Source organism: Streptomyces capitiformicae, from assembly GCF_002214185.1.
In the GTDB taxonomy this organism is placed as follows: Bacteria; Actinomycetota; Actinomycetes; order Streptomycetales; family Streptomycetaceae; genus Streptomyces; species Streptomyces capitiformicae.
Map to the genome: position 1 here is coordinate 5,897,601 of NZ_CP022161.1, position 16,227 is coordinate 5,913,827.

The 16,227-nt window shown below is 69.2% G+C and carries 17 protein-coding genes; 7 read left to right on the forward strand and 10 right to left on the reverse strand.

The window, feature by feature from the left end; genetic code table 11:
* Positions 1-3: 3 nt before the first annotated feature.
* The 4 genes from CES90_RS49890 to CES90_RS26350 form a co-directional block, all read right to left on the reverse strand.
* Entirely contained in the window at positions 4-486 is a 483-nt protein-coding gene (locus CES90_RS49890; RefSeq protein WP_229914015.1) for a 4'-phosphopantetheinyl transferase family protein, read from the reverse strand.
* Between the two features lie 81 nt (positions 487-567).
* Positions 568-2,163: an MFS transporter gene (locus CES90_RS26340; RefSeq protein ID WP_373313444.1), complete on the reverse strand. Its 1,596-nt coding sequence runs from the start codon at positions 2,161-2,163 to the stop codon at positions 568-570.
* 118 nt (positions 2,164-2,281) lie between these two features.
* The gene (locus CES90_RS26345; protein ID WP_189784693.1) at positions 2,282-2,863 is read right to left on the reverse strand and encodes an NADPH-dependent FMN reductase; all 582 of its coding nucleotides are present in this window, start codon (positions 2,861-2,863) and stop codon (positions 2,282-2,284) included.
* 40 nt (positions 2,864-2,903) lie between these two features.
* Positions 2,904-3,275, reverse strand: a complete 372-nt coding sequence (locus tag CES90_RS26350; protein ID WP_189784694.1) for a hypothetical protein — start codon at positions 3,273-3,275, stop codon at positions 2,904-2,906.
* 13 nt (positions 3,276-3,288) lie between these two features.
* On the opposite strand from CES90_RS26350, the gene CES90_RS26355 reads away from it, so the two are divergent.
* Positions 3,289-3,603, forward strand: coding sequence for a hypothetical protein (locus CES90_RS26355; RefSeq protein ID WP_189784695.1), 315 nt, complete (start codon positions 3,289-3,291; stop codon positions 3,601-3,603).
* A 985-nt stretch (positions 3,604-4,588) separates the two neighbouring features.
* Here CES90_RS26355 and ychF read toward each other — a convergent pair.
* Positions 4,589-5,677 carry a redox-regulated ATPase YchF gene (ychF, locus tag CES90_RS26360; RefSeq protein WP_189784696.1) on the reverse strand — a complete coding sequence of 363 codons (1,089 nt, stop codon included), beginning with the start codon at positions 5,675-5,677 and terminating at the stop codon, positions 4,589-4,591.
* A 438-nt stretch (positions 5,678-6,115) separates the two neighbouring features.
* Between ychF and CES90_RS26365 the strand changes: the two genes are divergently transcribed.
* On the forward strand, positions 6,116-6,661 hold the full coding sequence (locus CES90_RS26365; protein WP_373313445.1) for a DUF6542 domain-containing protein: 546 nt from the start codon (positions 6,116-6,118) through the stop codon (positions 6,659-6,661).
* 66 nt (positions 6,662-6,727) lie between these two features.
* On the opposite strand, the gene ppgK is transcribed toward CES90_RS26365, so the two are convergent.
* Both ppgK and CES90_RS26375 read right to left on the reverse strand, forming a co-directional pair.
* Positions 6,728-7,474 carry a polyphosphate--glucose phosphotransferase gene (gene ppgK / locus CES90_RS26370; protein ID WP_189784698.1) on the reverse strand — a complete coding sequence of 249 codons (747 nt, stop codon included), beginning with the start codon at positions 7,472-7,474 and terminating at the stop codon, positions 6,728-6,730.
* A 158-nt stretch (positions 7,475-7,632) separates the two neighbouring features.
* On the reverse strand, positions 7,633-8,652 hold the full coding sequence (locus CES90_RS26375; protein ID WP_189784699.1) for a 4-hydroxy-3-methylbut-2-enyl diphosphate reductase: 1,020 nt from the start codon (positions 8,650-8,652) through the stop codon (positions 7,633-7,635).
* A gap of 68 nt (positions 8,653-8,720) precedes the next feature.
* Here CES90_RS26375 and xseA point away from each other — a divergent pair, with 68 nt between their 5' ends.
* The 3 genes from xseA (at position 8,721) to CES90_RS26390 (ending at position 11,113) form a co-directional block, all read left to right on the forward strand.
* On the forward strand, positions 8,721-10,010 hold the full coding sequence (gene xseA, locus CES90_RS26380) for an exodeoxyribonuclease VII large subunit (protein WP_229914016.1): 1,290 nt from the start codon (positions 8,721-8,723) through the stop codon (positions 10,008-10,010).
* A gap of 10 nt (positions 10,011-10,020) precedes the next feature.
* Positions 10,021-10,323, forward strand: a complete 303-nt coding sequence (locus CES90_RS26385; protein ID WP_189784700.1) for an exodeoxyribonuclease VII small subunit — start codon at positions 10,021-10,023, stop codon at positions 10,321-10,323.
* A 199-nt stretch (positions 10,324-10,522) separates the two neighbouring features.
* Positions 10,523-11,113, forward strand: coding sequence for a malonic semialdehyde reductase (locus CES90_RS26390; protein WP_189784701.1), 591 nt, complete (start codon positions 10,523-10,525; stop codon positions 11,111-11,113).
* Between the two features lie 80 nt (positions 11,114-11,193).
* On the opposite strand, the gene CES90_RS26395 is transcribed toward CES90_RS26390, so the two are convergent.
* On the reverse strand, positions 11,194-11,712 hold the full coding sequence (locus tag CES90_RS26395; protein ID WP_189784702.1) for a DUF4245 domain-containing protein: 519 nt from the start codon (positions 11,710-11,712) through the stop codon (positions 11,194-11,196).
* Positions 11,713-11,837: 125 nt separating this feature from the next.
* Between CES90_RS26395 and glpX the strand changes: the two genes are divergently transcribed.
* Positions 11,838-12,872: a class II fructose-bisphosphatase gene (gene glpX, locus CES90_RS26400; RefSeq protein ID WP_189784703.1), complete on the forward strand. Its 1,035-nt coding sequence runs from the start codon at positions 11,838-11,840 to the stop codon at positions 12,870-12,872.
* Positions 12,873-13,039: 167 nt separating this feature from the next.
* Here glpX and CES90_RS26405 read toward each other — a convergent pair whose 3' ends face one another.
* A complete protein-coding gene (locus CES90_RS26405; protein WP_189784704.1) occupies positions 13,040-13,417 on the reverse strand; it encodes a WhiB family transcriptional regulator in 378 nt (125 codons plus the stop codon).
* 174 nt (positions 13,418-13,591) lie between these two features.
* Positions 13,592-14,302 (reverse strand): DUF1707 SHOCT-like domain-containing protein, encoded by a 711-nt coding sequence (locus CES90_RS26410; RefSeq protein ID WP_189784705.1) that lies wholly within the window; start codon positions 14,300-14,302, stop codon positions 13,592-13,594.
* 183 nt (positions 14,303-14,485) lie between these two features.
* Between CES90_RS26410 and CES90_RS26415 the strand changes: the two genes are divergently transcribed.
* Positions 14,486-16,165 (forward strand): fumarate hydratase, encoded by a 1,680-nt coding sequence (locus CES90_RS26415; protein ID WP_269801956.1) that lies wholly within the window; start codon positions 14,486-14,488, stop codon positions 16,163-16,165.
* Positions 16,166-16,227: the final 62 nt, after the last annotated feature.

Below are 16,227 nucleotides of genomic sequence, written 5' to 3' on the forward strand. Positions count from 1 at the left end.
GGATCAGCCCGTGGCTGTGGGAGAGGGAGAAGTGCAGGGAAAGCCGAGCAGTACGGGGCGGCCGTGCGGGCCGCCGCACCGCGGGCAGCGTGCGCGTCCGAGGCGGAGCCGGTCCGGGGGGACTCCGGTGTAGGCGGCCAGCAGCCGTCTGAGGGCGATGTGCGCCGACAGATACAGCAGCCGGTGCCGGGGGCGTGCCGTCGCGGCGGCCCGCCGGGCCTCCCGTGCGCTGAGTTCGTCGGTCGCGCTGCGGGGCAGCGGCCCGGCGCCGTGGGCCGCGCGCAGCAGCCACACGTGCAGCGCGCCCTCCTCGAGGCCGGAGCCGAGGCGGTCCCCGCCGTCGGCTCCGGCCTGTGTGTGCCGCGGTCTGTGCGGCCGTGGTCTGTCCGGCTGGCCGGGGCCGCCGGGGCGGTCCGGGACGGTCGGCCCGTCGTTGCTGTGCGCCCATGGCCGGGGCCACCTTCCTGCGCCTGTGCGGGCCCCCACATGACGGGCCCCGGGGCGAGGACGACCTGCCCCGGGGCCTCGAATCACGCGGAGAGCCCGCTGCCTTTCTGCGGCTGCCGGCTACCTGGCCTGATCACCCGTCGCGGTTACCTTCTGCTCCGGCTGCGGGGCCTCGCCCTCCTCCTCGAGGGTGGGCGTGACCCGGCGGAGCAGGGTGGCCACCAGCAGGGCGATGGCGAGGGCGATGACCACGCTGGCCGTGTAGGAGATCTGGATGCCGTCGGTGAACGCGGTGCGCACGGCGTCCAGGAGGGACTCCTTGGTGTCCCCGCTGAGGTCCTCCGCCGCCGCGACGGCGGAGCCGATGCTGTCCTCGGCCGCGGCCGTGGCCGCTTCGGGGGTGCCGTCCGGAATGCTGTCCTGCACCTGGGCGCGGTAGACCGCGGTGCCGACCGCGCCCAGCAGGGCGATGCCCAGGGCGGCGCCCAGCTCGGCGGCGGTCTCCTGGATGGCCGAGGCCTCGCCGGCCTTCTCCGCGGGAGCGGTGGCGAGCACCATGCCCGTGCCCAGCGCCGGAGTCGGGCCCAGGCCCAGGCTCATGATGGCGCCGCCGGCGATGACCATGCCGATGCCGGAATCCTCGGTCAGCCGGCTGAGGATGAACAGGCCCACGGCGGCGATCGCCAGTCCGCCGGCCATCAGGTAGGCGGGCCGGATCTTCTGGGCGAGTCCGGGGGACGCCATGATGCCGATGACCATCATCACGGAGATCGGCAGCATCAGCAGTCCGGCCTCCATCGGCGTGTACCCGGACACCATCTGCAGGAACTGGGCCAGGAAGAACTGCGCGCCGGCCATGACGAACATCGACAGGGACAGCACGGCCAGGGCGGCCGCGAAGGTACGGCTGCTGAACAGGCGCAGGTCCAGGAGCGGCGACTCGAGGTTGCGCTGGCGCAGTACGAAGGCTGCGCAGATGGCCAGGCCCACGGCGAGGATCAGCGAGGAGGTGGCCTCAATGCCGTGCGAGGCGTACTCCTTGATGCCGTAGACCACCGGAAGCACGCCGACCAGCAGCATCAGCACGCTGAGGAAGTCCAGCCGGCCCGGCTGCTCGGAGCGGTACTCCGGCAGCAGGATGGGCCCGGTGATCACCAGCAGGGCCATCACCGGCGCGCCCAGCAGGAAGACTGATCCCCACCAGAAGTACTCCAGCATCACGCCGCCGACGGCCGGTCCCAGGGCGCCGCCCAGCACAAAGCCCGCCATCCACACGCTGATCGCGACGTTGCGCTGCTTCGCGTCGTGGAACATGTTCCGCAGCAGCGACATCGTGGACGGCATCAGGGTCGCCCCGGCCACGCCCAGCAGCCCGCGCGCGGTGATGAGCATCACCGGACTCGTGGAATAGGCCGCGAGAACCGAGGCTGCGCCGAATCCCACCGCGCCGATGAGCAACAGCCGCCGTCGGCCGATACGGTCACCCAATGTGCCCATGGTGATGAGCAGACCAGCGATGAGGAAACCGTAGATGTCGACAATCCAGAGCAATTGCGTGCTCGACGGGTCGAGGTCTGCACTCAAATGCGGCACCGCCAAGTGCAGAACAGACATATCGAGGGCGATCAGGATGGTCGGCAGAGCCAGGACGGCCAGCCCTAACCACTCTCGCTTCCCAGCCTTGACCTGGGGAGATGTTGTCATTTCCGTCTCCATGGCGCCACCTTAGAACCTCAACTGAACTTGAGGTCAAGCAGGGTCTTCGCGCCACCTTTCGGAATGTGGCGCAATTACTTCCCGATTCCTTGTTCGGGAAATCCGGAATGCCGTGCGATCAGGCCTCGTAAGGACGTTTGTCCCGCGCCTCCCTGAGGGCCAGGGACCACCACTCGAGTTGGCCTAGCATGCTTTTCACCGTCGGCGCGTAAGCCTCTTCGTCCCGAATGCGGCCGGTGGCGTCCAGCAGTGCGGTGGCCTTGTGGAAGCTGATTGAGTCCCGGACGGTCATCGCGTGCAGTTCGGCGAAGACCTGGCGAAGCTGTTCGACCGCGCGCAGCCCCCCGCTCATCCCGCCGTAGCTCACGAAGCCGACCGGTTTGGCCTGCCACTCGGTGCGATGCCAGTCGATGAGGTTCTTCAACGCCGCCGGAAAACTGTGGTTGTACTCGCCCGTCACCACCACGAACGCGTCCGCCGACGCCAGCACGGGTGTCACCTTCCGCGGCTCGGCGCTGATCTCCGCGCTGCGCCGGTCCACCGCGAGAGGCAGCGCGATGTACTTGGCGTCGACCACGTCGACCTCGAACCGCCCGTGGGCACGCGCCGCCCGGAGGAACCATCCGGCGAACACCGGCGCCAGCCGGACGTCCCGGACGGTGCCGACGAGCACGGCCAGGCGCAACTTCTCCTCAGACATGGACACTTCCTTCCGGTGGTACGGACGACTCGGCGGACGTTCAGGGGGAGCGGCGCAGAGCACCGGCGAGCGCGACGAGGGCTCCCGCGCCGGCGACCGCGGTGACGAGGAGGAGCGCGTCCTGGTACGCGAGGCCGTCCCCGGTGGCCGGGCCGGCGCCGTCGCCCCGGCCCAGCAGCAGCGCCACGACCACCAGCACGACGACGGCGCCGAACGGGACGGCGGCCTGGTAGACGGCGGTGCCGACCCCCTTGTCCGCGGGTCGCAGCCCGGACGACGCCCGCATGTTCAGCGCCCCGAAGGCCAGCATGAAGCCGACGCCGAACAGCAGCAGGGTCGGCAGGGCGTCGGCGGCGTACGAGCCCGGCTCCTCCAGGCGGGCGTAGAGCGCGCAGCCGGCGGCGGGTGCCACCGCGCCCAGCGCGATGAGCGAGGGGGCTCCGAAGCGGGCGGCCGTACTCGGCAGTGAACGGGACGATCAGCCGCAGGTGGATGTCGACTGTGTGAGGCGACCTGGGGCGGCGGCGGAGGGCTCCGTTGCGGAGGATGTCGAAGTAGGCGGTCACCTCGCCGCGTATCTGCTCGGGAAGCACTGCGAGGTGAGCTCTGACCAGTTGTTCGAGGGTGTCGGGTGCGTCGTCGAGCAGGATGTCGAGATCGTTGAGCATGTCGATGAGATGGACTGCGGGGACATCGATGTCCCGGGACAGTGCGTGCACCGTGCACCGTGGTGGCTTTGATCCTTTCGGAAGGCTGGTGCAGGGCCGAGAGGATCATCAAGCCTCACTTCACGCGCTTGATGGTGCAGCGATTCCAGCCCCCGTACCGCCGCGACGTCCCTGGCCCGATCGACGAGGAAGTCCGCATAGCCGGGATCTGCGGGGGTGAATCCTGTCCAGGAGCGCCTCTTCGAGCCGTTCGGGTTCCGATAGCTGCCGGAAGTCCCGGACCGGCTCGAAAAGCGTGAGTTGGATACTCTCGGGCGGCTTCAGCAGCAGGGGGTGCCTGTGCGGCGTTTCGCTCGGCGAATCAGGCATCTCCGCTGTTCTTGCGGTGAGGTGGTGGCGCCGATTCCATTTGATCAGGTCAGCGAGAAACGTCTGGTGCCCGGTTGCGGCTGCGACCGTGAGGTCCAACCGGGCCCCGTGGCCGGCTGACGGGACCTTGATACGGCCGACGACGAATGCGGCCTGGTGACGGCAGGCCCGGCAGACTCCGTCACGCAGGGGGACGGTCGCGCCGTACGTGCCGCACGAGTCGGCAGGGTACTTGTACCACCATGCCCTGCACACATAGCAGAGGATCGTCGAGCCGCCCGGGTTAGGGTGAAGGCCCCAGGCCATGCAGACCTCGCAACTCTCAGGCGTCCCAAGCCCCTTGGCCTTCGCTTCCTTCGTCACAACGGCGGCAAAGAAAGTGTGAGCGCGGATTTTGTCCGGTCCCGGTCAAACGTCACCTGGGACTAGACATTACTCGGCCACGCCTGTTTCACCTCCCACAGGGCTGCGGCGCCCGAGTCAGCACGGGACCCTCACCGATATCCCAGCACGATCCCAGCACGGCAGGGATGAGCAGGGGTGATGACAGGTGACGAGGGGTCAGGTTTCCCAGCAGCATCCCAGCACCATCCCAGCACGGGAAAAAACTAGGGGCCCGACCCCGGAGAGTCGAACCCCTTCTGACCTGCAAGTTTGCGAGATCAGCGATGTGGTGGTACGTCACCCGCTACACATTGAACCGGAACTCGACGACGTCGCCGTCCTGCATCACATACTCCTTGCCCTCCATGCGCGCCTTCCCCTTCGCGCGGGCCTCCGCGACCGAGCCGGTCTCCACCAGGTCGGTGAAGGAGATGACCTCGGCCTTGATGAAGCCCTTTTGGAAGTCGGTGTGGATGACGCCGGCGGCCTCGGGGGCGGTGGCGCCCTTCTTGATGGTCCAGGCGCGGGATTCCTTGGGGCCGGCGGTGAGGTAGGTCTGCAGGCCGAGGGTGTTGAAGCCGACGCGGGCGAGGGTGGCGAGGCCGGGCTCTTCCGCGCCGACCGACTCGAGCAGCTCCATCGCGTCCGCCTCGTCGAGCTCGGCGAGGTCCGCCTCCAGCTTGGCGTTGAGGAAGATCGCCTCGGCGGGGGCGACCAGGGCGCGCTGCTCGTTCTTGAAGTCGTCGTCGATCAGCTCGTCCTCGTCCACGTTGAAGACGTAGAGGAAGGGCTTCGTGGTCAGCAGATGCAGGTCGTGCAGGAGCTCCGCGCGCTCGCCGCCCTGGACGATGCCCTGCGAGAAGAGGGTGTCGCCCCGCTCAAGGATCTCCTTGGCCTCCTCCACCGCCTTCACCTTCGGCGCGACGTCCTTCTTGATCCGCGACTCCTTCGCCAGGCGCGGAAGGACCTTCTCGATGGTCTGGAGGTCGGCGAGGATCAGCTCGGTGTTGATGGTCTCGATGTCGTCCTTGGGCGAGACCTTGCCGTCGACGTGGACGACGTTCTCGTCCTTGAAGGCGCGGATGACCTGGCAGATCGCGTCCGATTCGCGGATGTTCGCGAGGAACTTGTTGCCGAGGCCCTCACCCTCGCTGGCGCCGCGGACGATGCCCGCGATGTCGACGAAGTCGACGGTCGCCGGGAGGATCCGCTGGGAGCCGAAGATCTCGGCCAGCTTGGTCAGGCGCGCGTCCGGGACGCCCACGACGCCCACGTTCGGCTCGATCGTGGCGAACGGGTAGTTGGCCGCGAGCACGTCGTTCTTGGTCAGGGCGTTGAACAGGGTCGACTTGCCGACGTTGGGCAGACCGACGATTCCGATCGTGAGCGACACGTTTGCGACTTCCCGTACGTAGGAGGAGGGCCAGGCGGCCGGGGCCTGGGGTGGCAGGGCCCGGGGTCAGGGCCTGTCCGCCGGATCCTGCGGATCGTGCCCCAGCGGCCAGAGGGCTGGCCGATCCCCCAGTTTACGGCGTGCCGACGCCCACCCCGGCGACGTATCGAACGCTTGGCCAAGGTCTGGCCAACGGCGTGTCTGTAGACCCATTCGGCACATTAACCGACCTAAGTTGGTGCGGTGGAGCAACCCAGGACGCACCCCCCTCGGACCGGCCGGCCCCGCCGCACGGCCCTTCCGCCCGTTCCGCCGCAGGCGGCCAGAGGCGGGCGGGGCCCGACGGGCGCGGGGGCACCGCGTCGTGCCCCGGTCGCGCGCGGGCCCGTTCCGCCCCCGGTCCAAGCCGTACGGCGCGTCGTCCGCGCCGTGCGCCGGATGCCGAACCCCCGGCTCACCGGGCTGGGCTGCGGGTTGTTCTGCGGAGCGTCGATGTTCGCGCTCGCCTGCCTCGACCGGCTGCTGTTCGGGGGCTCCCCCACCCTGTACGGGGTGCTGTTCCTGCTGGTCAGCGCGTTGACCGCGGTGTGGGTGCGGTCGGGCGACCTGACGAGTGCGCCGGTGGTCGTACCCATCGCCTTCGCCGCCGGACTGCTCCCGATCGCCGGCGGCGAGGGCGGCCTCGGCGGGCATCTGATGGGCCTGATCACCGCCCTCGCCGTGGAGGCGGGCTGGCTGTACGGCGGCACGCTCGTCGCCGGGCTCATCGTGACCGTACGCAAGGTGCGGCTGATGGCCCGGCGCGCCGCAGAGCGGGAGAGGGAGAGGGAACGAGGCCGGGAGAGGGCCGTTCGGGAAAGGGGGCAGGGCCAGGGCAGGGTGCCCGGCGCCCAGGCCCGCGCTCCGCACGACCGCCGGCCCGTCCGCCCCCGATCGCCCCGACCGCCGGCCCAGCCCCGCCGTACCGTCCCTCGAAGTTCCTAGCGGGGCCGTGGCTCGGGGAGCCCGTAAAGCGGGCTGTCGCCCCTGCGACTCCTGGCCGGCGGGGCTCTAGCCCCCCTTCGCCGCTCGCATCGCCGCGCCCACGATGCCCGCGTTGTTCTGCAGCTGGGCGGGGACGATCTCCGCCTTGATGCCCTCGATGAGGTGCAGGAACTTGTGGGACTTGCGGCTGACGCCGCCGCCGATGATGAACAGCTCGGGTGAGAAGAGCATCTCGACGTGGGCGAGGTACTTGGTGACCCGCTTGGCCCAGTGCTCCCAGGTCAGCTCGTGGTCGTCCTTGGCCTTGGTGGAGGCCCGGGTCTCGGCGTCGTGGCCGTCCAGCTCCAGGTGGCCCAGCTCCGTGTTGGGGACGAGGACGCCGTCGGAGAAGAGGGCGCTGCCGATGCCCGTGCCGAAGGTGAGCAGGAGGACGGTGCCCTGGCGGTCGCGTCCGGCGCCGAACTGTATCTCGGCGACGCCCGCCGCGTCCGCGTCGTTCAGCACCGTCACCGGCAGCCCGCCGAGCCGCTCGCCGAGCAGGGCGCGCGCGTCGACGTCGATCCAGCTCTTGTCGACGTTGGCCGCCGTACGGATCGTGGCGCCGCCCGTGACCACGCCGGGGAAGGTGACGCCGACCGGGCCGGTCCACCCGAAGTGGTCGACGACCTCCTTCACCCCGTCGGCCACCGCGTCGGGTGTCGCCGGGTGCGGGGTCAGCACCTTGTACCGCTCGTCCGCCAGGTCGCCCCGGTCCAGGTCTACGGGAGCGCCCTTGATCCCGGATCCGCCGATGTCCACGCCGAAGATGTGCATGGCCCTACGTTACGTCGTACGACTGACAGTCACGGCCCGGAGGTACGCGGTCGCCGCCCGGGGTGGGAATCCTCACGCACTCGAACGCGTACGGCCCCGGAACCTTCACGTTCCGGGGCCGTACGGATTCCGGGGGCTCGGGCCCCTCAAAGCTGCTGTCAGGCCTCGGTGGCGCCCCGGCCGGTGCGCTCGGCGACGAGGGTCGCCGCCTCGGCGCGCAGGTCTCGGCGGAGTTCCTTCGGCAGGGAGAAGGTGATCGACTCCTCGGCGGCCTTGACCAGCTCGACGTCCTCGTAACCGCGCTGGGAGAGCCACTCCAGGACCTCCTCGACGAGGATCTCCGGCACGGAGGCGCCCGAGGTGACGCCGACGGTCTCCACGCCCTCCAGCCAGGCCTCGTCGATCTCGCTGGCGAAGTCCACGAGGTACGCCTCGCGCGAGCCGGCCAGCTTGGCGACCTCGACGAGCCGCTTGGAGTTGGAGGAGTTGCGCGACCCGACCACGATGACCAGTTCGGCCTCCGCGCCCATCTGCTTCACGGCGAGCTGACGGTTCTGCGTGGCGTAGCAGATGTCGTCGCTGGGCGGCGAGACGAGCAGCGGGAACTTGTCCTTGAGGGCGCCGACCGTCTCCATCGTCTCGTCGACGGAGAGCGTGGTCTGGGAGAGCCAGACGACCCTGGACGGGTCGCGGACCTCGACCTTGGCGACGTCCCCGGGGCCGTCGACCAGCTGGATGTGGTCCGGGGCCTCGCCCGAGGTGCCGATGACCTCTTCGTGCCCCTCGTGCCCGATCAGGAGGATGTCGAAGTCCTCGCTCGCGTACCGGATCGCTTCCTTGTGGACCTTGGTGACGAGCGGGCAGGTCGCGTCGATCGTGGCGAGCTTGCCGCGCTCCGCCTCCTCGTGGACGGTCGGAGCGACGCCGTGCGCCGAGAACATGACGATGTTCCCTTCGGGAACCTCTTCCGTCTGCTCGACGAAGATGGCGCCCTTCTTCTCCAGGGTCTGCACGACGTACTTGTTGTGGACGATCTCGTGACGGACGTAGATCGGGGCCCCGTACTGCTCCAGGGCCTTCTCGACGGCGATCACAGCACGGTCGACACCCGCGCAGTAGCCGCGCGGAGCGGCGAGGAGGACACGGCGGCGGCCAGGCGAAGGGGTCATGTCGTCCATCGTAGGGGCTTACCCGGTGGGCCCCATGACGCCCTCTCGTTGTCGGCGCCCGCCACTAGAGTCCACTCATGGCCATCAACACGTCCGCCGAAAGCCCCTTGCCCGTCGGTGAGGTCTCCCGTCTCATCGGCGGCTGGATCGACCGGCTCGGTGCGGTGTGGGTCGAGGGGCAGATCACGCAGTTGTCGCGGCGGCCGGGCGCGGGCGTCGTCTTCCTCACGTTGCGGGATCCGTCGTACGACATCTCCGTGAGCGTGACCTGTTATCGGCAGGTGTTCGACGCGGTGGCCGACGTGGTGAGCGAGGGCGCGCGGGTCGTCGTACTGGCGAAGCCGGAGTGGTACGCGCCGAGGGGGCAGTTGTCGCTGCGGGCCACCGAGATAAGGCCGGTGGGGGTCGGTGAACTGCTCGCACGGCTGGAGCAGTTGAAGAAGTCGCTGGCGAGCGAGGGGCTGTTCGCGCCGGAGCGGAAGAAGGCGCTGCCGTTTCTGCCGCAGCTCATCGGGCTCGTGTGCGGCCGGGCCTCGGCCGCCGAGCGTGACGTCCTGGAGAACGCCCGGCACCGCTGGCCGGCCGTCCGCTTCGAGGTGCGCAACGTCGCCGTGCAGGGTGTGCACGCGGTGCCGCAGGTCGTCCAGGCGGTGAAGGAGCTGGACGCGCTGGCGGACGTGGACGTCATCATCGTGGCGCGCGGCGGTGGCAGTGTGGAGGACCTGTTGCCGTTCTCCGACGAGCAGCTCGTGCGGGCGGTGGCCGCGTGCCGGACGCCCGTCGTGTCGGCCATCGGGCACGAGCCGGACACTCCGCTGCTCGACTATGTGGCGGATCTGCGGGCCTCCACGCCCACCGACGCGGCGAAGAAGGTCGTGCCGGACGTGGGCGAGGAGTACGAGCGGGTGCGGTGGCTGCGGGACCGTGCGCGGCGGTGCGTGGAGGCGTTCGTGGAGCGGGAGGAGCGGGGGCTGGCCCATGCCCTGGCCCGTCCCTCGATAGAGGATCCGCACCGCATGATCGACGAGCGCGCCGACCATGTGGCCTCGCTCCTCGACCGGGGCCGCCGCTGCCTCGGTCATCATCTGGACCGCGCCGTCTCCGAGCTGACGCACACGCACGCGCGCGTGGTGGCCCTCTCCCCCGCCGCCACCCTCAAGCGGGGGTACGCGGTGCTGCAGAAGGCGGACGGCCATGTGGTCCGCGCTCCCGAGGAGGTCACGGCGTCGGAGCCGTTGCGGGCGCGGGTGGCGGAGGGCGAGTTCGCCGTCCGGGTCGACGAGGTCGACGAGGTCGACGAGGTCGACGAGGTCGACGAGGTCGACGAGGTCGACGAGGTCGACGGGACTGTCGGAGGGGACGCATAGGGTGGGGCGCATGACCAGCAACGTGAGCGAGGCCGGCGAGACGACCGAGGCCGCGAGGGCCGCGGGAGCCGCCGGCGCTTCCGAGTCCGAGGCCGACCGGGCCCTCGGGTACGAGCAGGCGCGTGACGAGCTGATCGAGGTCGTACGGCGGCTGGAGGCGGGCGGTACGACGCTGGAGGAGTCCCTCGCTCTCTGGGAGCGCGGCGAGGAGCTGGCCAAGGTGTGCCGCCGCTGGCTGGACGGCGCCCGGGCACGGCTGGACGCGGCGCTGGCGGAGGACGAGGGAGCGGACGGCTCCGACGAGTCCGGGTGACTTCCGGCGACCTTCCGACCGGCATCGGGCCGGCATCGGGCCGGCATCGGGCCGGCGCCGAACAGCCAGGGCAACGGCAACGGCGTAACCCACCGTCCCTGTGAAGCGGGTCACCCCACCCCCGCTTTTGGTTGAACTTTGAACTTTTCTCGCGTACCGTCGACGACGTAAACGCCCAGCCTCCACGAAGGTTGTCTTCATGTCCCTCGTTCTTGACGCCGCCGCCCAGGACCTGCTGTTCCGCGAGGCCCACACCGCGAACACCTTCACCGACGAGCCGGTGACCGACGAGCAGGTGCAGGCGATCTACGACCTGATCAAGTACGGCCCGACCGCCTTCAACCAGACCCCTCTGCGCATCACCCTGGTCCGCTCCGCCGAGGCCCGTGAGCGCCTGGTGAAGCACATGTTCGAGGGCAACCAGGCCAAGACGGCCACCGCCCCGCTGGTCGCGATCCTCTCCGCGGACAACGAGTTCCACGAGGAGCTGCCCGCCCTGTTCCCCGCGTTCCCCCAGGCCAAGGACCTCTTCTTCGCCGAGCGCCAGGTCCGTGAGTCCGCCGCCGGCATGAACGCCGCCCTCCAGGCCGCGTACTTCATCATCGGCATCCGCGCCGCGGGCCTGGCCGCCGGCCCGATGAGCGGCTTCGACTACGCCGGCGTCCAGAAGGAGTTCCTGGACGGCGACCACACCCCGCTGATGGTCATCAACATCGGCAAGCCGGGCGAGGGCGCCTCCTACCCGCGCTCCCCGCGCCTGGACTTCGACCAGGTCATCACGACGGTCTGAGTCACACGAGAGTCGTACGCGAAGGGCCCCCGGCGGAAACCGCCGGGGGCCCTTCGCGTACGCCGCTTCGCGGCGGGCGCTCACTCCGTCTTCAGCGCCTGCGCCATCTTCGTCAGCTGCCCGAACGGCGCCGAGCCCGCGACCACGGTCGTGGACCCCTCGCGCTCCAGGACGAGGGCGTCGTAGCGCTCGCCCTCGTACCGGGTCCAGGTGTCGTCGCCGATCTTCTCGGTGGTCCCGGTCTTCTTCGCGTCCTGGGTGGCGTCCGGGATGAACCGGGACGGCTTCTCGGCGGACTGCTCGATCGCCACGTAATTGCCGTCGGGGTCATGGAACCCGAGGTGCCAGCGGTCGGACTCGTCGCCCCGGAAGCGGACCGAGGTCGCCTTCCAGGTGTCCGGCAGGCCTTCGGGCGCGGCGACCGGGTAGGAGGCCGCGCGACGCGCCGTGGTCAGCTCGATCTGGTAGTCGACGCGCTTAAGCTCCTGCTGGGTCTCGTCGTGCGGGATGAAGAGATAGATGACCCATGCCGCCAGCATGATGAGCCCCAGGGAGAGGACCATGTCGCGAACGGTCTGCTTGCCTTTCGTACCTGCCACATCCTCATCGTCGCAGGTGCACTGGTCTGCTCATCCGTGGGGTCCCCTGCTCATTTAGTCGAGCTGACGATAGAGTCGAGCAGAACCCTCATCCGGCCGTCGTCGTATCAGAAAGGTGCGCTCCGATGACCGAGAATCATCATCTGCCGTCCGAGCTCGAAGTCCCCTCCGAGGCCCCTGACCGCAACCTCGCCCTGGAGCTCGTACGGGTGACCGAGGCGGCCGCGATGGCCGCGGGCCGCTGGGTCGGCCGCGGGGACAAGAACGGGGCCGACGGTGCCGCCGTGCGTGCGATGCGGACCCTGGTCTCCACCGTCTCGATGAACGGTGTCGTCGTCATCGGGGAGGGCGAGAAGGACGAAGCGCCGATGCTCTTCAACGGCGAGCGCGTTGGTGACGGGACCGGCCCGGAGTGCGACATCGCCGTGGACCCGATCGACGGTACGACGCTGACGGCCAAGGGCATGACCAACGCGATCGCCGTTCTCGCGGCGGCCGACCGGGGCACGATGTTCGACCCGTCGGCCGTCTTCTACATGGACAAGCTGGTTACCGGGCCCGAGGCGGCGGACTTCGTCGACATCGACGCGCCGGTGTCCGTGAACATCCGCCGGGTCGCCAAGGCCAAGCGGTCCACGCCGGAGGACGTGACCGTCGTCATCCTCGACCGGCCGCGCCACGAGGACCTCATCAACGAGATCCGGGAGACCGGGGCGCGCATCAAGCTGATCTCCGACGGGGATGTCGCGGGCTCGATCCTCGCGCTGCGGGATGGCACCGGGGTCGACATGCTGCTCGGCGTGGGGGGTACACCCGAGGGCATCATCTCGGCCTGTGCGGTGAAGTGCCTGGGCGGCACGATCCAGGGGAAGTTGTGGCCGAAGGACGACGCGGAGCGGCAGCGGGCGATCGATGCGGGGCATGACCTCGACCGGGTGCTGACCACCGATGACCTGGTGTCCGGGGAGAACGTGTTCTTCGTCGCGACCGGGATCACGGACGGGGAGTTGCTGCGGGGGGTGCGGTATCGGTCGGAGACGGCTACCACCGACTCGATTGTGATGCGGTCGAAGTCGGGGACGGTGCGGCGGATTGATTCGGTGCACCGGCTGAGCAAGCTGCGGGCCTACAGCTCCATTGACTTCGAAAAGGCGAAGTAGCTCCGCCGGTTGAGCCCTGGGGTCCGGCGGACTGTTGCCGTCTTTGAGCCGCGGGTTCGTTGTGGCTTGTCGCGCCCACGCGGCGGAGCCGCACATCGATACCGCCCCGCGCCCCTTGGAACCGGCGTTGGAAAGGCGCCCCTTTGTGCGGAGGGGCGCCTCAACTCTTAACCCGCCGCCGCTATCGTGCCGGCCGCCCTCGCCGCCTTCTTCAACTCCAGGTCCCGGCGGCGCCTGCGGGCCAGGACCACTCGGCGTTCCGCTGCCGTGAGGCCGCCCCAGACGCCGTACGGCTCGGGTTGCAGGAGTGCGTGTTCGCGGCACTCGACCATGACGGGGCAGCGGGCGCAGACACGCTTGGCGGCTTCCTCTCGGGAGAGGCGGGCCGCGGTGGGCTCCTTGGAGGGGGCGAAGAAGAGGCCGGCCTCGTCGCGCCGACACACTGCCTCCGTATGCCACGGGGCGTCCTGATCCCTGTCGCGCACTGGTACCCGCTGGGACGGAACGGCAGCGACCTGCAGGGACGAATGCGGCGGTTGCAGCACGGTCTACTCCTGACGACGGCTTCGCGAGCGAGAGACGATGCAGCAAGGCCTACCCGCTGTGCGCGGGCCTATGCACTGAGTCCCGAACCGCTGGGAATCCGCGTCCTCACCGAGCGCACACAACCGGACGGGATGCCTTCGGGTGGACTCCTGGCGTAGTCGAATTCACAAGCGTCAACGATCCAGGTGCTTGCGCAAATGGTTGTCGACCTTGCGTGCGACGCGATCGGTGACGCGGTCGATCAGGTCGGCGATCGCCTTGCCCCGCTTGGGCTTCGCCTCGACGCTGCCCAGCACGGCCAGCCCGTCGACATAGACCACGGGCGCGTCCGTCTCAGCGGAATCCAGCGTGTCCACCGCGAAATCGCCGAGGACACCGCCGCCGCTGCCGCGCAGCGAGACGTTCTCCGGGACGCGGATCTCGACGCTGCCGCATATCGAGATCGCCCTGATCATCACCTGACGGTGCTCGAAGAGCGCCTCGCTGAGGTCTATCTCGACGCTGCCGAATATCGCGTACGCGTGGATGCGGCGGCCCGCCCGCCAGCGGCCCTTGCGGACCGAGCCGCTGAAGACGGCGACCAGCCGGTCGTCGGGGTCGATCGGAATGGCGCCGGGTGTGGGGCGGTTGGGCACGGCGGACGCGGGTGTGTACGTCGCCGCCTTGGGGGCGTGGGCGGCGGGCAGGTCCCGGATGAACGCGTCCAGCTCGCCGACCGTCTTGGTGGCCAGTACGCCTTCGACCCGCTCGGCGTGCTCCTCGGCGGTGAGGCGCCCCTCGGCGAGGGCGTCACGCAGGATGTCGGTGATGCGGTCACGGTCGGCGTCCGAAGCGCGCAACTCGGTGACGGGGGTGGGCGGTTCGGGCTGCTTCTGAAGGTCCACGGCAGCAGCGTACCTAAACACGATAGATCGCGATAGCCCCCTCTCCGGCCATGGAGCAGCCCCGGGGCGCCCATGCGTCGGCGCCGAACTGAGCCTTACCTCACAAGCCCGGCGTCAGTGGCAGGTTCTACGCTGGTGGGCGCTGCCGATGGAGGCCAGCCGTGCTGTCTTGTCGAGTGAGGAATGGGCGACATGCCTGAGTTCGAGTACACCGATCTGCTCCCCATGGGAGAGGACACCACCCCGTACCGGCTGGTGACCTCCGAGGGTGTCTCCACCTTCGAGGCCGACGGGCGCACGTTCCTCAAGGTGGAGCCGGAGGCGCTGCGCAAGCTCGCCGCCGAGGCCATCCACGACATCCAGCACTACCTGCGCCCGGCGCACCTCGCGCAGCTGCGGCGGATCATCGACGACCCCGAGGCTTCGAGCAACGACAAGTTCGTCGCCCTCGACCTGCTGAAGAACGCGAACATCGCGGCCGCCGGTGTGCTGCCCATGTGCCAGGACACCGGTACGGCGATCGTCATGGGCAAGCGTGGGCAGAACGTGCTGACGGAGGGCCGGGATGAGGAGGCCCTCTCGCGCGGCATCTACGACGCCTACACCAAGCTCAACCTGCGCTACTCGCAGATGGCTCCGCTCACCATGTGGGAGGAGAAGAACACCGGCTCCAACCTCCCGGCCCAGATCGAGCTGTACGCGACCGACGGCGGCGCGTACAAGTTCCTGTTCATGGCCAAGGGTGGTGGGTCGGCGAACAAGAGCTTCCTCTACCAGGAGACGAAGGCCGTTCTGAACGAGGCCTCCATGATGAAGTTCCTGGAGGCGAAGATCCGTTCGCTGGGTACGGCCGCCTGTCCGCCGTACCACCTCGCGATCGTCGTCGGCGGTACGTCCGCCGAGTACGCGCTGAAGACCGCGAAGTACGCCTCCGCGCACTACCTGGACGAGATCCCGGCCGAGGGGTCGCCGCTCGGGCACGGGTTCCGGGACAAGGAGCTGGAGGAGAAGGTCTTCGAGCTGACGCAGAAGATCGGGATCGGGGCGCAGTTCGGCGGCAAGTACTTCTGCCATGACGTACGGGTCATACGGCTGCCCCGGCACGGTGCGTCCTGTCCCGTCGCGATCGCCGTGTCCTGCTCCGCCGACCGCCAGGCCGTCGCGAAGATCACCGCCGAGGGTGTGTTCCTGGAGCAGTTGGAGACCGATCCGGCGCGGTTCCTGCCGGAGACGACCGACGAGCACCTCGAGTCGGACGGCGACGTCGTCAAGATCGACCTCAACCAGCCGATGGACGACATCCTCGCCGAGCTGACCAAGTACCCGGTCAAGACCCGGCTGTCGCTCTCCGGGCCGCTGGTCGTGGCGCGTGACATCGCGCACGCCAAGATCAAGGAGCGGTTGGACGCGGGTGAGGGGATGCCGCAGTACCTGAAGGACCACCCGGTGTACTACGCCGGGCCGGCGAAGACGCCCGAGGGGTACGCGTCGGGGTCCTTCGGGCCGACTACCGCCGGGCGTATGGACTCCTATGTGGAGCAGTTCCAGGCGGCGGGCGGCTCCAAGGTGATGCTGGCCAAGGGCAACCGCAGCAAGCAGGTGACGGACGCGTGCGCGTCCCACGGCGGCTTCTACCTGGGCTCCATCGGCGGCCCGGCGGCCCGTCTCGCCCAGGACTGCATCAAGAAGGTCGAGGCCGTCGAGTACGAGGAGCTCGGCATGGAGGCCGTCTGGAAGATCGAGGTCGAGGACTTCCCGGCGTTCGTCGTCGTCGACGACAAGGGCAACGACTTCTTCAGTTCGCAGGAACCTTCTCAGCCGACCTTCACGACGATCCCCGTGCGTGGCCCTGGCCTCGGCTGACGCAGTCCCAGCACGCCACAGAGAGCCCCTGGCACGCCGCCGGGGGCTCTCTCGATGCCCCC

What these genes read in the sequence shown, in the direction of transcription:
- CES90_RS26340 (WP_373313444.1), bottom strand. Translation starts at nt 2,163, where the DNA reads ATGGAGACGGAAATGACAACATCTCCCCAGGTCAAGGCTGGGAAGCGA.
- CES90_RS26345 (WP_189784693.1), bottom strand. Translation starts at nt 2,863, where the DNA reads ATGTCTGAGGAGAAGTTGCGCCTGGCCGTGCTCGTCGGCACCGTCCGG.
- CES90_RS26355 (WP_189784695.1), top strand. Translation starts at nt 3,289, where the DNA reads ATGAGCGAGGGGGCTCCGAAGCGGGCGGCCGTACTCGGCAGTGAACGG.
- CES90_RS26365 (WP_373313445.1), top strand. Translation starts at nt 6,116, where the DNA reads ATGCCGAACCCCCGGCTCACCGGGCTGGGCTGCGGGTTGTTCTGCGGA.
- ppgK (WP_189784698.1), bottom strand. Translation starts at nt 7,474, where the DNA reads ATGCACATCTTCGGCGTGGACATCGGCGGATCCGGGATCAAGGGCGCT.
- CES90_RS26375 (WP_189784699.1), bottom strand. Translation starts at nt 8,652, where the DNA reads ATGGACGACATGACCCCTTCGCCTGGCCGCCGCCGTGTCCTCCTCGCC.
- xseA (WP_229914016.1), top strand. Translation starts at nt 8,721, where the DNA reads ATGGCCATCAACACGTCCGCCGAAAGCCCCTTGCCCGTCGGTGAGGTC.
- CES90_RS26385 (WP_189784700.1), top strand. Translation starts at nt 10,021, where the DNA reads ATGACCAGCAACGTGAGCGAGGCCGGCGAGACGACCGAGGCCGCGAGG.
- CES90_RS26390 (WP_189784701.1), top strand. Translation starts at nt 10,523, where the DNA reads ATGTCCCTCGTTCTTGACGCCGCCGCCCAGGACCTGCTGTTCCGCGAG.
- glpX (WP_189784703.1), top strand. Translation starts at nt 11,838, where the DNA reads ATGACCGAGAATCATCATCTGCCGTCCGAGCTCGAAGTCCCCTCCGAG.
- CES90_RS26415 (WP_269801956.1), top strand. Translation starts at nt 14,486, where the DNA reads ATGGGCGACATGCCTGAGTTCGAGTACACCGATCTGCTCCCCATGGGA.